A 13,111-nucleotide genomic window follows, 5' to 3' on the forward strand; every position below is an offset into this window, starting at 1 on the left:
CGCCTTTCCTTAGGCGGTTAATGTCGCACAATCGTATTCCGTAAGCTTAGACTGCTGTCTTAAAAGATTAACTCACAATCTTTATGCTCCCATACATCAAATAAGTTTCCATCTAGGTCCTCAAAAACAAAAAACTTGCCGTAAATGCCTTCATTGCTAATTGGTCTAGTTGTAACTCCCTCAGATGTTAGTCTCATGTGTAATGATTCAATATCATCTGTAAAAAATGTTACAACCCACCTTGACCGTCCGTTTACTTCAAAAACTGCTCTTGTGTCATTATCAGACTCAATTAAATCAATTATTGGGCGGTTATCCCTGAATAAACTTATATAATTCCCTCTATCGTTTCTGATGTTAAAACCAAAGTGACTGACGAACCATTCTCCAGATTTTTTTGCATTTTTAACTGGAATTACATTATATGCAATTCCCAAAATACTCCCATTTACCATACTACTCAGCCCCTGTCATAAATTTATTTCCAATTTATTTCAAGGTGGCTATTGCATTATCCTGCCCGTCAGCTTAAAAACAGAATCAAAAATTATGTTCAACTTGGTTCAATAAAAAAGTCATTGATCTTCTGGATCGGCTGCCCGTCATCTTTGATCATTGATTTCGGAACATGCAGTAGGTATGAATGCCGAAAGGTGACTTCCATCCGGTCATTCAACGGTCGCGTGCGCGGGGTTTCAATTACCATCATGATGCCAAAGCGCTGAGAGGCGACACAAAACCGCTGCTGACGAAGGTACAGGAAGAATGGGGATAAGTCATAGGGGATCGGCTCGCCGGCTTCCTCCGTCCCGCTACGGTCGATGTCATAATGAAAGACAAGACCCACATCTTCAATGATCCGGTCTGCCCGCGGTGTATGTGCCTTATCCGAGACAAGGTCCGTCTCAATAAACACGCTCGGACGATCAAACTGACCTGCCAGCCAGCGAGAGCGATTCCGGAGAATCGGAAGATCCGGGTAGACCTGCTGCACGAGTTCTGCCCAGGCTTTCAATCCAACATCCATCATGACAGCATCCTCCCCAGTTCCTTCTCCAGCCGCTTAATGATCAATGCGTTCATGCCGCCTTCCAGTTCCTCTAGGGCGATGTCAAAGTAATGACGGCCGATGAAGGAACGGGGCCGCGCCATAAATCCAGTCCTTGCAGCAGGGTCGTACACAAACTGGCCGTTCGCTCTCCAAAATCCCGGCACAAAATGAGCTTTGTGGATGGTGTAACCGTCATTAAGATGTCGTGCATAGGGGAGGTTTGAACCCACTTCAATAGAAATAGCATTGCGGTCCACATCCCACTCCCATACATTTGCGTCTTCACCGCGGGTGAAGGAGTTCCACATGGTGCCAGTGTCGATGAGGTCCTGCTTGTCGATTTCATCGATGATGAGGTTCAGCAGCGTTTCGCCAACGGCTTCCGCGATGTTTTGAAGGATTTGATTTATCCCCTCATCGCTCAGCTTCTTGAATTTCTTCGCTAAGCCGTCAAAGTCATGAATGATCACTACCCTTCACCTCGCAAGTCACCAATAATTCACGCCAGTAACGGCGCGGGATGGAGTCAATCACCAGATACCTACGTCCGAAAATTAACACTTCGTCACTAATCCGGACGTCCGCTGTTTTTGGAACACCAATTGTCTTTTTGACAATGTATATGACAGGTGTGGCGTCTGCCTTGGCATCAGTCTGCGTCTTAACAACAAAACATTTCAGGTCCGCGACCTTCCCGGATTTCCGATCACTAAACAAGTTATCCGGATCCTGCTGACGGCCAACCCGGTAAACCGCCAGCGGGGTATTCATACGGTGGTTCATAACAAATAGGCCGTTATGTTCCCATCATCCGGCCCGGACTGCTGCTTTTTGACCCACAGGAAGAGAATCGAATCCACATCGGCATTGCCCGTGGTCTTCCCCTCGACAGCCTGTCGGGTGTATGTCCAAGCTCCATCACTTTCCGCTGAATAGCCTCGGGCCACCGAAGCCAGGTATTCCTCACTGTCCTGCAGGGCGAGGGACTCAGCCAGCTTGACCCAAGCCAGCATGAGTTGCTTGTCCGCCACCACCGGGAAGGGAACGGGCAGATACAGCTCAATCCGGGTCTGCGCATCATCAATATATTGATCCAGTTGCTCTGCTGTCGCCTCCTGTACGGCACTGACACGGCTGCGGGACTTAAGGAGTGTCGTTGTCAGCATCCGGCACACCGCCGCCTTCCAGCGCCTTCAGGGCGGCGATCAGCTCCGGCTTTTTCATGTCTGCGAAACCTTCAATGCCGACTCTCTTCGCTTTGTCCTTCAGTTGGACAACAGTCAGATCCTCCAATGGGATGACTTTTTCCTCGTTGATCTCGAAATCAGGGTGCTCCCGCAAATGCTTCAGCGCCGCCTCATTGTCCACCAGTACCGGCTTGGCAGGTTCAAACCGAATGCTATGCAGCCGAAGGGAGGCGTTCTTGCCTCGGTAGGTTACATATGGCATTAAAACTCCACCCCTTTCACATAGGCCAGAGCCTGCGGCTCTTCAAAAATGGAGTCAAAGTCGGAGTGGATGGCGTAGAAACGCTTATCCGTCCAAATAGCTTCCTTGCCCTCTGTCGTTTTGCGAATCTGCATGTCGTAAGTGTGGACCATAGCAAAGTTCGGTTGATAAGTGAAAAGAATATCTCCCTCCGGCATGCTCCATACATCTTCCACATCGTAGGCATTGACCTTCTTGACGCCGCCGGTGATTTGCAACTGAATGGACGCGCTTGTGTCCTTCTCAGCCAGTTTCTGCAGCCGTTTGCTAAAAGTGTTCGGATGCATGAAATATTTGAATATGCCCCCGGCCCGGTACCGGGTTGGAATTGCACGTTCCACTTCGAATAGAACGCCAGTTTTTTCAGCGGCCGACAGTGTTGTCCAGTCCAGATAATGCCCCGTGGTACGGGCCTTCTTCAGCCACCCGTCATTGATACTCAAAAACTCATAATCCGGGTCAGTATTAGGGGTTGCGGTATCACCATTGAAGCCAATATCCTGCATGTTTTCCCCGTAATTCTTAGCCATCGCACGCATAATAATATCTTCAGCGTTTTGGCCACGGACCCGCTGCGTTTGACGAATGAATTCTTCCGTAATGTCGAACGGAACGATTACAGGCACTACCGAATATGGAATCTGTGGGAAGGTCAGCCCTGGTGTATTGGTTGCCATGATGTTCTCTTTTTTACTACGCATATTCCGGCCGCGAACACCGACTTTATCGATGGTCCCTTTGGAGCTCTTCCGGTTTTCATGACGAATTCCTTTCAGGAAGCTATTCGCCTCATACGCCATATCCGTGAAGGCTTCGACTTCCTCATAGTTCAGAGCATTCTGGTCCATCGGTGTAACGATGGTGGATTTCTGGATGCTGGTTCTGGCGATATTCCCGTTTGTTCTCATGGTCTGCATTCCCCCTTCAATTTACAGAAAGCGTCCGAAACTAACGGCGCCTTCTGATTTACTGATTTCTTCTTGTTCGTCTCCCTGAGCCGATGCACCACGGCTATTCTTTACCAACTGCACGTCAGCTGCCAGCGTCTGCATCTGCTGACTCAGCGGTGCAAGAGCCTTGGCAATGGCGTCGGTAATTGCAGTCTCTTCTGCGGTAGCAGCTGGAGCAGCATCACCTGCAGATTGCTCACCTTCGACACCTTCTTCTTTCTTCAGCTCCGCAATCTCTGCCGTCAGGCCTTCCACCTGCTTAGCGATCGGAGCCAACGCGGCCGTTACAGCCTTGGCAATATCTTCAGCTTTCAAATCGTCTTCCTCCTTGGGCTCTTCCTCTTGGGGAGCCGTTTTATTCTTCAGTTCGGTCAAAGCTGCAATAGCATCGTCGACGTGTTTCAGGTTGCCAGCGGAAATCTTCTTGCCGGCTTTGGCAATCTGCTCCGGTGGCGTGCCAATGGCTTTCACAATGTCCTCTTTGGTCAGTACATCTTCAGCAATGTCCACAAAATCTTGAAGGGCTTCCCGGATGGTCTCCGGATCAGTCTCCATTCCACTTTGCCAGCTGTCCCAATTAAAAAGAACCGAGTTCAGGGCATCCTGTGCCGCCCAAAATTCTCGATTCTTCCGGTTCTTATTGTATTTGTCAGCAACTGCGCCTTTTTCAATCAGGCCACCCAGTGCTTTGGCTATCCGGCTCAAGATTCCCTTGGATACCTCCTCTTCCTCCTCAATCTCTTCCCGCTTACCGACGCCCCACATGGAAAAGCCGGTAATCTCGCCCTTCTGGATATCTTCCCAGGTGTCGTCGTCCGTCACCTTCACACCAGCAACCCAGGAACCTTTGATGATCACCTGTTCCCCGATTTCCATGTCACAAGGAGCAATGTAAGATTCAACAACATACCCCTTGTCAGCGTCCAGATCATGCTGTTTGTCGATATTGTAGGTATGCTGTTTTTCCATAAATAGATGGGCTGCCTTTTCAATCTCTTCAGCATCCATTTGATCATCGTGAGCGTCTGCTACATCAGGTTGGTATACGACACCGATTACAACCCGCTTGGCCTCGTCAACCTTGGCGATTTGAACCTGCTTCTGGATGGCACCGGCTTGGTCGGCTTTCTGAGCCTTGATGATGGCAAACGGTACGCCGTTGGCGCCCTTGTCTACCAAAGAGATGTGCGTGATCTTAGCGTCTTTCAGTTTAAAAGTCATGTTATGTTCTCACCTCCTCTCAAAAAAAGAAGCCGCTATTTTGCGACTTCAAGTTTTAATGATTACTTGACATATAAATATCAAATGCTATAAGTTCTTCTTTTTTGATTTCCGCTTCATCCTCGCCCCAATACTCTGTTCCTGAATGACCGTTTTCTCTCAAATCCCTAACTATTGAGGTGTATCGATACTTCTCTTTATCAGGGATACCACCATGAGCTCCGAAATACTTTTGCACAAGGTTATAAGGAATCGTTGCCTCTTCATTAAATTCACGAAACTTATTTATTGTTCGGAGGCTAATACCCCATCTAATCGAGGCCTCCATTTTTGATATCCTTTTCATCTCATCAATCTCAAAGGGGCCATCAATATGACTAACTTCTCTACGTCTTAAATAGCCTACCCTATTGTCATTAGTTACTACTAAAATTGAATGGCCTAAACCGATGAGCCAATCTTTTATATAAAAAGCATCTTTCTCTAGAGCATATATACCCGTTCTTTTGGAATAGATATTGCATGGGAAAATGCGACCTCCTGGATAGTCCAGCCACAATCCATGTTTGTTTCTTATTCGTATTTGAAAAGCATACAAATTATTAAACTCAAATTGATTAATTTTCATGATGACCTCCTGAATATATTGAAATAAACAAAGCATATTCCAATATTTCTCGGGAGTCTATTAAATTTATAACGTTATAGTAAAACAGATTGCATCGTGCACCGGCACTGGATAATCTCCTCCGGTCGTCCTGAAGGATCCCCGGGGAACATAAGCTTGCTCTTACCGACCTCAAAGGGCTTGTCCAGCGGTTGCACCTGTCCATTTGCCTTCTTATGTGTCTTCCGGGTCCGGTCGCCCTTGGAAGAACGCCATTTCTTACCGGTGACAACATCCGACTGCTTCCAGCCTTCCAGCTTCCCACCATTGGCAGCTGCTGTGCTCATGGTCCGGGAAACGGTAATGGCCCGTTCCATGTTGAACGGGCCAGCATCACCTTTAGCTGCCGCAGCGCTGATCTCACGTACCAGCAGTGCCCTTTCGGAAGGTGTCTTGCCCTCCTTGATGGCCTTCTGGAATGCCCTGGTCATAACGTCCGCACTGGTTCCGTTCATGTCTGGAACCAGCTTTTGCAGATTCTTTGCAAATCGTGAAGCGGCCTTGTTTTTGACGGACCATGTTTTGTCAGGATCAAGCTCTATCAGTTCCGTTTCGCCGGCCAGATGATAAAGCGGTTGAAAAGCATCATACACCGCCTGCTCGAATTGGATCGTGAACAGCTCTCCGGTCTGTACCGATACCAGCACCTTACCCAGTTCTCCAATATCAATCAGCAAATCCTCGCTGAGTTCAAGAATGGCATCGTGCAGTTCCTTCCCTTGCAGCTCAAGGATCTCGACAATCCGCATCTCCCCCTGCTTGTAAAGCTCCTCCAGGACCGCACGCTCAGCATGGGTCAGTTCCAGGCTGTCCAGGAACTCGGTGTCGTCCGCTTTTGCGATTAGCTCCCAGCAATCCTTACACATGGCCGGTTACCTCATCATGACTCTGCCGCAGCAGGCGCTTGGCAATGGTGGCCACACGTTCCTGCAGGTCGTTCACATCGGAGTCAGGCTCAGGCACGGTTATAGCCGACTGGCTGTTCACAAGCTGTGCGATCGGTGTATCCAGGTATTCGGTGCTGTACTTGGACTCATCAATGGTAGTATCCAGCACTTCTTCTGCAATAGGAATCAGATCCCGGACCAGCATAATACCGTTGTCAGCAATAAAGTCCAGCAGCGCCTTGCGGTTCTCTGGATCGATAATGCGCGGCCCCCGCAGGGTCACTTTCACACGAAAGATGCCCATAGCTGGAAACAGACGTTTGTTAAAGATTTCGTCCATAATCCACTTGCGGTACGGCTCAAATACTTGTTCTTCAGCAAACTGCAGCGCCGCCTGAGCCGTCGCTCGGTTGTAGTCGGAACTCTGACCAACCAAAATGGGTGGAAGCCGGAACGGAGACAGGATGTCTGCCTTCTTCTCTTTGCCGTATTCCAGGAACAGTGCATCTTGCTGAAGCAGATCGTTTAACTTATCCAGCTTAATGGCCACCTTCTCGACCTTTTCATCCAGCGGCCCACCGGTCTCCTCCCCGATCGCTTCCAGGTACAAGATGCCTCCCTGGGATTGCGATCCCTTGACGTTTCGCAGCAGCTCCATCGATTGCTTGGTCAGCCGGCCATTGGTCACGGTCAGCAGCATGGAAAGCATGCGGCCATTGGAGAAATAAGAAACGTTTAGCTCCTCCGCCTCCCGGCTGCCGACCACTCCCGGCGCATTCCCGAACCAACGGGGCTCCCCATATGGTCCGTCACTTCCTAGCTTCAAGGGGATGATCTGATTGCCCTCACCCTCGGTTCCAAATGGTCGGAACCATACCACAGACTGCCCGCGCTTCATAGCGTACTTTCGCGCGTAAATGTCCTGTGAGAACTCCTCGACCTTCTTCGATGACCGAATCAGCCGCTTCCGCTTGATCGTCACCTTATCAGTTTCTCGTGTGCAGCGTACATATTTGGGATTCATCCGGTAGAGTGTCGGGAATTCGCTGCCGGCAGGCCAGGCAACCTCCACATTTGCATTCCCGCTACTCTCAATATCCTCAATTAGAGAACTGATGATTTCATCCGGCGTATCCTCCAGGTTGCAGGTCTCCAGAAACTTGTCGGCCCTGTTCCATTCCTCCTGCGCCGTCTGATCGCTCTCCCCCGGAATGTACTCCAAAGCAATGCCGTAGCCGGCAATGTTACGCTTGTATGCCTCAATGCACTGAGGAATAATGTTGCTGTTCTTTACCAGCAGCTTGCAGGAAGCAGGGTCGTTGCCAGGAGGGAAAGGCAGCAGCCCGTGCTGATCATAGAGGTTTTCAAAACTATCCGGCAGCTGCGCGCTGGAAGGGATATGCCGGTCCTCTGCTTTAGATATCTGGAACCACTGTGCTTCACCGCTCATGCATTACACCCACCCCACGTCATGATCTGATCGCTCCTCCCTGTCCTTTTTCCGCTGCTTCACACGCTGCAGCAGGTAATCCGTATGGATGCCGTAGCGGCGCGCGTCACAGGTATGGTCATTTTGCTTAATGGGCTTGTCCTCGCCTCGTTCGGCTGCTTTTTCATCCCATACGTAAGACACCAACTCCTGAAGGGAATTGGTGTTGTCAGAGCAAATATACAGTTCATTGTTCTGAAACCGGTTAGACACCGTTTGAATCCCATCCAGCACCGTATTCACGGCAGCCCGGATGTTGACAATGCCCCGCTTCTGTAACTCAATAATAAAAGCCTTTGCTGACGGGTCGATGAAGATTGCATACTCATCACCGTCAAGAAAGGCTTCCAGGTCATCGGCATATTCGCCATTTGTTTTCTCACCTTTACGGCGGATGTTGTGGTAGTACTCATCCAGCTCATAGTAGATGTTCCCGCGGACCCCATACTTTAGGAATGCCGTTGGGTTATTGGCACCGTAGTCGATACAAATGAACTTGCGGTCAAACTTGCCCGGGAACCAGTCCCGCGCCTTCTTATGGACCGCGTCATTGAACTTGGAGAAGATAACTCCTTCAGCCATGACCCAAAGCCCCAGAATGTACCGTTGATAGAAGATCCCACTGTACATACGCCGGTACCGCTCCCGGACCCGTTCAGAAAGAGACAAGTTGTCCTCCATTGTAAAGTGCAGGTGTAGCGCATGTTTCTTCAGCAGTTGGTCCAGCCACTCCATTTTAAACCAATGATACGGGCCAGCCGGGTTGCAGTTAAACCACAGCTTCGCTCCGTCTACGGAACAACGAGCGGTAGCCTGATCAACGAAGGACTTCGGCATCAATGCCACTTCATCAAAGAACATGCCGGCCAGTGTAATCCCGGCAATCAAATCCTGCGAGCTTTCATCTCTTCCGCCGAACAAGAAAAACCGGTTGCTGATGAGCCCCCGGGTAACGGTCAGTACATTTTCAGATCGATTGTCATGCACATGATACCCACGGCTTGCCAGCATGCGCTTCAGTGGCCCGACCACGTTACGCCGGAGTGCACCGATTGTCTTGCCAGACATGCCGAATTGCTCTCCACGGAAGGTGTCGGTGGCCCAGGCAATGAATGAGAAGGACATGCAGACCGTCTTCCCAGCCCGGACCGAACCATCACAGATGATTGCATCCTTGTCTCGATGGGGACTCTCCAGCATCCACCAGGTCAAAACTTTCAACTGCTTATTGGAAAATGGAGCCCATTTAAACGCCGGAGGTTTGAGTTTAAGTTTCGCCATCGTTCCACACTCCTGCAACCATACCCTTCAGTGCGTCCATAAATCCATCATCTTCGAAGTCTTCCTTACCCCCGCCCCTCAGCATCTGCAGCTCATACTCCATGGTTTCGATGCGGATGCGCTTCTCGTCGTCAGTCAAACGATTTTTGAGCTCAATGGCCCGGATCTTCTTATCCTGGATACGGGTCAGCGCCTCCTCCAGCTTCACAATGTCGTCCAGCTTACGGAAGCCCTTCTCCTCGATCTTCGACTCCATCATCTCATTCCGGCTATGCGGGATCTTCTTCGTGATGCCGGATTTCTCATCGTGAATCTCGGTAACTTCCTTGATAGCTTTCAACTCATAGAACACGTTACGCTCAGTTTCAGAGAGCCCGTCCATCAGGGCTTTGATGCGCTGCATCATGCGTCGCTCCCGGATAGTTAGAAGGTAAAGGGATTCATTCGCTTGGATAATCGGATCAGTGTCCACCTGATCGATGAGCTGCTGCTCCGTATCGGTCAGAGTATCCAACCAGATAGTTTCATGCTCACCGGTTGTGACGGCCTTCTTGTTGCCAGGCGGCCCACCGGCCCCGCCGCTGTTCCCCTTGGCATTATTATTGCCCGACGGAGCACCTCCGCGATTACCGACTGCGTTTTTGTTCCCTTTGGGAGCGCCGCGTTGTGGAGCGCTCCCTTTCGTTTCAAATGGAACGTTCCCATTGGATTCAGTTGGAACGCTCCCTTTGAGCTCATCCTCCCAACGGTCAACTGACTTCCATTTACGGACTTTATTTTCGCCAACAAAAAGAGCGGTGGCGATGTCCTTAAGCTTCATCGTTCCGCCGCTCTCGAGCCACATCTGTTTTGCTTTGTCCCGCTCGGGACTGCGTTCTCTGGCCATGCTACACAATCACCACCCCCAAAAAATGTTCCAATTAAAGGATTCTTTAATCTATAAAACAATTACACGAAAATTTTCATTTTAATAAAACAACCTTTGACTATTTCTAAGTAAAAATACAATACAAAAAAACCTGCGTATCAGGTGCGCAGGTTTTTTGAAAGAAATATTTACTGCTTAATCAAGCTCGCCAGCTGTCTCTGCTAATCTCACGGCAATCGAACCGTTCAATTTGGAGCCATCAGATGAAGTTACGCTAAAGCGTCTACCTGTAGTTGCTTTGTTGGTGTTTTTGATGATGTTAGTTTGACCGGGTAGAATATAAAACTCGCCCTGGTAAGCATTATTCATGTCTGTCATCAATGAGTTATAGCGTACAGTACTGTAATTAGCAATCCAGACTCTATAGTAGCCAAACGTGTTATCTGGGTAAAATTCGACGGTCTGAGAACCGGTCGACGAAGTAAGAGCTTGATTTACGGGTTGATGAGACGCGAACGGCTGGAAGATCGAACCAGTGATCGTTGTGACCTCTATTCCATCGTTCTCCACTACCTTAACGGTAGTAAACGGAGTCGAAGGCGTAACAGCATCAGAACTATCCGTAGTTGGGGCATCTTGAGCAAATGCCAATGGTACAGCTACCGCTAACGACATTGCGGCAGTCAAGCAGGAAAGCATAATCTTCTTTTTCATCCTAATCCAATCCCTCCATGTTTAAGTAGTAGCACAGGATTCTATTTAATCCTTACATTTACTATATTACCATTATTTTGTATTGCCCATAAATACAAATTGTTACATTTGTTTGTCATTTTATACCATTTCAGTTCTAAAAGTAAGTAAGCATATAATAGGAGAATGGAAAATTAAATGCTAGTACATCATTTAAGAATCTCTTCATATTTATGATGAATTTACTCTGTCTTCAAACTTATATAAAGAATCCCCCCCTCTTTTCTCGGTTGCTTGAAGGGAAGTTAAGAGGAATCGAAGTACGCGATAAGGACATGTTCACAACTTCTTAAATTTCATCTTTCTGCAGCTCGATATCTATCTCAATCAGTTTCTTCAGATCGTCCACCGTCTTAATCTCAATCCGACCGTCTTGGAAGTCCTTGACCCACTTGGCTATGCCGGCCTTTACGATCTTCCGGTACTGCGCCTTGCTTTCGAGGATACCGGCCATAATTTCGAGCTCATGTTGCAATAAAAGTTCATTTTTTGTTCCCATTGCGTTCCCCTCGGCTTCCGTGTATATTTGGAAACGAGACAGCGGATGACTGAGAATGCCACGCGTGGCGCGCCGCTGTCTCAGCCGGGGGATACCCTGGTTGTCGGGGAGGACGTTCGCGCGTCCTCCTTTTATTTTGGGCAAAAGAAAAACCGCCTGGGATTGGCGGCTATTTTAAACTACGTTTAGGATTTGGCTTTATATCTTGAAAATACCCAATCTATTATAATTCCAAATAATAACCAAGAGAAAAAATGAATCCCGTACAGAAGAAACTGCCACAAAAGTTCATTTTTCATTGAGTAATGCAAATCTGTCAATTGTGGATTAAGCCACAAGAGCAAAGGACTCGTCAGAAAGAGTAATAAATTTTTATCATCGTCTCCTGATAGATTGTGGAGACAAACTAGTAATGATAATATTGGCAACCAAAGGCTCAGTTTCTTAATTAACACCTTCATGGAACGCCTCCTCATTTACAAAATATTACTATAATCAAAGGATTAAAACCACAACATTCTCCCTGTTTCTTAAGCAGTATGATCAGCACAATGAAGTAAAACAGACTCAATGCCGGTTAACTGCTGAAACCGCATTTTAATCACATCACAAAATACCGGATCAAGCTCCATTGTCCTACAGGAGCGGTCAAGCTGATCACAGGTCATCATGGTAGAGCCACTGCCACCAAAGAAGTCAGCAACGGTGTTACCGCGCCGGCTGCTGTTCCGGATCGGAATGGCCAAGAGCTCCAGCGGCTTCTGCGTAGGATGAACATACTTAGTTACATCCCCCTTCGAAACCTCCCACACCGTCTCCGGGAGTGGATCATCCGCCGGCAAGCCGGACCGCCAGACCGTAGTCTGCGTACGATCGCCATACCAGGCCGGAGCCTTGCCCTTCTTATGGGCATAAAACACCGGTTCATGCTTCCAGCGGTATTGCGCCCAGCCGAAGGTGGCCACGTTCTTGACCCAGACGCACTGGCAACGTACCGTAATCCCTGCGGCGTTCATCGCGTCCTCAAATTCCCGCTGATATGATGATGGATGGAAGACATAGATTGCTGCAGTCGGGTCCATGGCCACGGCATATTGTTCAAAGACAGCATGCAAAAAGCCCGCAAACTTCTCTGCGGGCATATCGTCGTTCATTATTGAGCTGGTGCCAGCTTCAGCTAAGCGGGCCGAATCACTTTCCACCGCCACATTATACGGCGGGTCCGTCACAACCAGTGACGCCTTCACCCCGTCCATCAGCTTAGCTACATCCTCTGCAGACGTTGAGTCACCGCACATTAGGATATGCCGACCAAGCTGCCAAATATCCCCGCGCTGCGTCTCTGGCTCTTTGATCTGATCAAGTGCTCCCTGGACGTCGAAGTCATCCTCAACAACCGGCTGCTCGATCTCAGTATCTGGCATGCCGACAAACTCAGCTATCAACTCCCCGATCTCCTCTGAATCAAAGCCGGACAGCGTCAGATCCGCCCCGCCTTCCTGCAGCTCACCCAGCAGCTGCGCCAGGGCTTCATCATCCCAGCGGCCAGACACCTTATTAAGCGCCAGATTCAGCAACCGTTCCCGCTCCGGGTCCAGATTGACTACCGATACGGCCAGCTCCGTGCATCCCTTCTCATTGACCAGCACCTTGTAGCGTTGATGACCACCAACCATGTTACCGGTCTGCTCATTCCATACGATCGGGTCCACATAACCAAACTCGTCCAGGCTGCGGCGAAGCTTCTCATACTCCGGATCTCCCGGCTGAAGGTCGACGCGGGGGTTATAGACAGCTGCATTGAGCTGCTCAATCGGTATTATTCTAATGTCCATGAGGACCCTCCTTTGAGTTGAGTTGGTTTTTCATCTTGGGCCGGCGCAGATTTCGACACAGACCAACAGAAGCATGCCACCCTGCTCTTTTCCTACTTACCATTAACAAACGCACGTTCCTA

General features: G+C 49.1%; 17 protein-coding genes. All 17 read right to left on the bottom strand.

All coding sequences use genetic code 11. The features are described 5' to 3' along the window. Positions 1-59 precede the first annotated feature (59 nt). The gene (locus IEY53_RS14590; protein ID WP_189026076.1) at positions 60-455 is read right to left on the bottom strand and encodes a VOC family protein; all 396 of its coding nucleotides are present in this window, start codon (positions 453-455) and stop codon (positions 60-62) included. A 98-nt stretch (positions 456-553) separates the two neighbouring features. Further along, positions 554-1,030, bottom strand: a complete 477-nt coding sequence (locus IEY53_RS14595) for a hypothetical protein (protein ID WP_189026078.1) — start codon at positions 1,028-1,030, stop codon at positions 554-556. Further along, positions 1,027-1,521, bottom strand: a complete 495-nt coding sequence (locus IEY53_RS14600; protein ID WP_189026080.1) for an HK97 gp10 family phage protein — start codon at positions 1,519-1,521, stop codon at positions 1,027-1,029. The genes IEY53_RS14595 and IEY53_RS14600 overlap by 4 nt, the downstream gene beginning before the upstream one ends. After that, the gene (locus IEY53_RS14605; RefSeq protein ID WP_189026082.1) at positions 1,508-1,834 is read right to left on the bottom strand and encodes a hypothetical protein; all 327 of its coding nucleotides are present in this window, start codon (positions 1,832-1,834) and stop codon (positions 1,508-1,510) included. The genes IEY53_RS14600 and IEY53_RS14605 overlap by 14 nt, the downstream gene beginning before the upstream one ends. Then, positions 1,831-2,217 carry a hypothetical protein gene (locus IEY53_RS14610; RefSeq protein WP_189026084.1) on the bottom strand — a complete coding sequence of 129 codons (387 nt, stop codon included), beginning with the start codon at positions 2,215-2,217 and terminating at the stop codon, positions 1,831-1,833. Before IEY53_RS14610 ends, IEY53_RS14605 begins: the two co-directional genes overlap by 4 nt. After that, on the bottom strand, positions 2,195-2,500 hold the full coding sequence (locus IEY53_RS14615) for a Rho termination factor N-terminal domain-containing protein (RefSeq protein WP_189026086.1): 306 nt from the start codon (positions 2,498-2,500) through the stop codon (positions 2,195-2,197). The genes IEY53_RS14610 and IEY53_RS14615 overlap by 23 nt, the downstream gene beginning before the upstream one ends. Next, the gene (locus tag IEY53_RS14620) at positions 2,500-3,447 is read right to left on the bottom strand and encodes a phage major capsid protein (protein ID WP_189026088.1); all 948 of its coding nucleotides are present in this window, start codon (positions 3,445-3,447) and stop codon (positions 2,500-2,502) included. The genes IEY53_RS14615 and IEY53_RS14620 overlap by 1 nt, the downstream gene beginning before the upstream one ends. Before the next feature lie 21 nt (positions 3,448-3,468). Beyond that, a complete protein-coding gene (locus IEY53_RS14625; RefSeq protein ID WP_189026090.1) occupies positions 3,469-4,710 on the bottom strand; it encodes an XkdF-like putative serine protease domain-containing protein in 1,242 nt (413 codons plus the stop codon). A 55-nt stretch (positions 4,711-4,765) separates the two neighbouring features. Further along, on the bottom strand, positions 4,766-5,338 hold the full coding sequence (locus IEY53_RS14630; RefSeq protein ID WP_189026092.1) for a hypothetical protein: 573 nt from the start codon (positions 5,336-5,338) through the stop codon (positions 4,766-4,768). A gap of 74 nt (positions 5,339-5,412) precedes the next feature. Next, positions 5,413-6,243 (bottom strand): phage minor head protein, encoded by an 831-nt coding sequence (locus IEY53_RS14635; RefSeq protein ID WP_189026094.1) that lies wholly within the window; start codon positions 6,241-6,243, stop codon positions 5,413-5,415. After that, the gene (locus tag IEY53_RS14640) at positions 6,236-7,714 is read right to left on the bottom strand and encodes a phage portal protein (protein WP_189026096.1); all 1,479 of its coding nucleotides are present in this window, start codon (positions 7,712-7,714) and stop codon (positions 6,236-6,238) included. Before IEY53_RS14640 ends, IEY53_RS14635 begins: the two co-directional genes overlap by 8 nt. A gap of 3 nt (positions 7,715-7,717) precedes the next feature. Next, positions 7,718-9,034 (bottom strand): PBSX family phage terminase large subunit, encoded by a 1,317-nt coding sequence (locus IEY53_RS14645; RefSeq protein WP_189026097.1) that lies wholly within the window; start codon positions 9,032-9,034, stop codon positions 7,718-7,720. Then, the gene (terS, locus tag IEY53_RS14650) at positions 9,021-9,920 is read right to left on the bottom strand and encodes a phage terminase small subunit (protein ID WP_189026099.1); all 900 of its coding nucleotides are present in this window, start codon (positions 9,918-9,920) and stop codon (positions 9,021-9,023) included. The genes IEY53_RS14645 and terS overlap by 14 nt, the downstream gene beginning before the upstream one ends. Positions 9,921-10,097: 177 nt before the next feature. Beyond that, entirely contained in the window at positions 10,098-10,616 is a 519-nt protein-coding gene (locus IEY53_RS14655) for a hypothetical protein (RefSeq protein ID WP_189026101.1), read from the bottom strand. Positions 10,617-10,944: 328 nt separating this feature from the next. Further along, a complete protein-coding gene (locus IEY53_RS14660) occupies positions 10,945-11,154 on the bottom strand; it encodes a hypothetical protein (RefSeq protein ID WP_189026425.1) in 210 nt (69 codons plus the stop codon). A 185-nt stretch (positions 11,155-11,339) separates the two neighbouring features. Beyond that, a complete protein-coding gene (locus tag IEY53_RS14665; protein ID WP_189026103.1) occupies positions 11,340-11,615 on the bottom strand; it encodes a hypothetical protein in 276 nt (91 codons plus the stop codon). A gap of 69 nt (positions 11,616-11,684) precedes the next feature. Next, a complete protein-coding gene (locus tag IEY53_RS14670; protein WP_189026105.1) occupies positions 11,685-12,989 on the bottom strand; it encodes a site-specific DNA-methyltransferase in 1,305 nt (434 codons plus the stop codon). Positions 12,990-13,111 lie beyond the last annotated feature (122 nt).

Source organism: Paenibacillus albidus, assembly GCF_014644435.1.
Lineage (GTDB): Bacteria > Bacillota > Bacilli > Paenibacillales > Paenibacillaceae > Paenibacillus_AQ > Paenibacillus_AQ albidus.

Bases quoted from the DNA above. Each gene is read 5' to 3' on its own strand.
- IEY53_RS14590 (WP_189026076.1), bottom strand. From the start codon at position 455: ATGGTAAATGGGAGTATTTTGGGAATTGCATATAATGTAATTCCAGTT.
- IEY53_RS14595 (WP_189026078.1), bottom strand. From the start codon at position 1,030: ATGATGGATGTTGGATTGAAAGCCTGGGCAGAACTCGTGCAGCAGGTC.
- IEY53_RS14605 (WP_189026082.1), bottom strand. From the start codon at position 1,834: ATGAACCACCGTATGAATACCCCGCTGGCGGTTTACCGGGTTGGCCGT.
- IEY53_RS14610 (WP_189026084.1), bottom strand. From the start codon at position 2,217: ATGCTGACAACGACACTCCTTAAGTCCCGCAGCCGTGTCAGTGCCGTA.
- IEY53_RS14615 (WP_189026086.1), bottom strand. From the start codon at position 2,500: ATGCCATATGTAACCTACCGAGGCAAGAACGCCTCCCTTCGGCTGCAT.
- IEY53_RS14620 (WP_189026088.1), bottom strand. From the start codon at position 3,447: ATGAGAACAAACGGGAATATCGCCAGAACCAGCATCCAGAAATCCACC.
- IEY53_RS14625 (WP_189026090.1), bottom strand. From the start codon at position 4,710: ATGACTTTTAAACTGAAAGACGCTAAGATCACGCACATCTCTTTGGTA.
- IEY53_RS14630 (WP_189026092.1), bottom strand. From the start codon at position 5,338: ATGAAAATTAATCAATTTGAGTTTAATAATTTGTATGCTTTTCAAATA.
- IEY53_RS14635 (WP_189026094.1), bottom strand. From the start codon at position 6,243: ATGTGTAAGGATTGCTGGGAGCTAATCGCAAAAGCGGACGACACCGAG.
- IEY53_RS14640 (WP_189026096.1), bottom strand. From the start codon at position 7,714: ATGAGCGGTGAAGCACAGTGGTTCCAGATATCTAAAGCAGAGGACCGG.
- IEY53_RS14645 (WP_189026097.1), bottom strand. From the start codon at position 9,034: ATGGCGAAACTTAAACTCAAACCTCCGGCGTTTAAATGGGCTCCATTT.
- terS (WP_189026099.1), bottom strand. From the start codon at position 9,920: ATGGCCAGAGAACGCAGTCCCGAGCGGGACAAAGCAAAACAGATGTGG.
- IEY53_RS14655 (WP_189026101.1), bottom strand. From the start codon at position 10,616: ATGAAAAAGAAGATTATGCTTTCCTGCTTGACTGCCGCAATGTCGTTA.
- IEY53_RS14660 (WP_189026425.1), bottom strand. From the start codon at position 11,154: ATGGGAACAAAAAATGAACTTTTATTGCAACATGAGCTCGAAATTATG.
- IEY53_RS14665 (WP_189026103.1), bottom strand. From the start codon at position 11,615: ATGAAGGTGTTAATTAAGAAACTGAGCCTTTGGTTGCCAATATTATCA.
- IEY53_RS14670 (WP_189026105.1), bottom strand. From the start codon at position 12,989: ATGGACATTAGAATAATACCGATTGAGCAGCTCAATGCAGCTGTCTAT.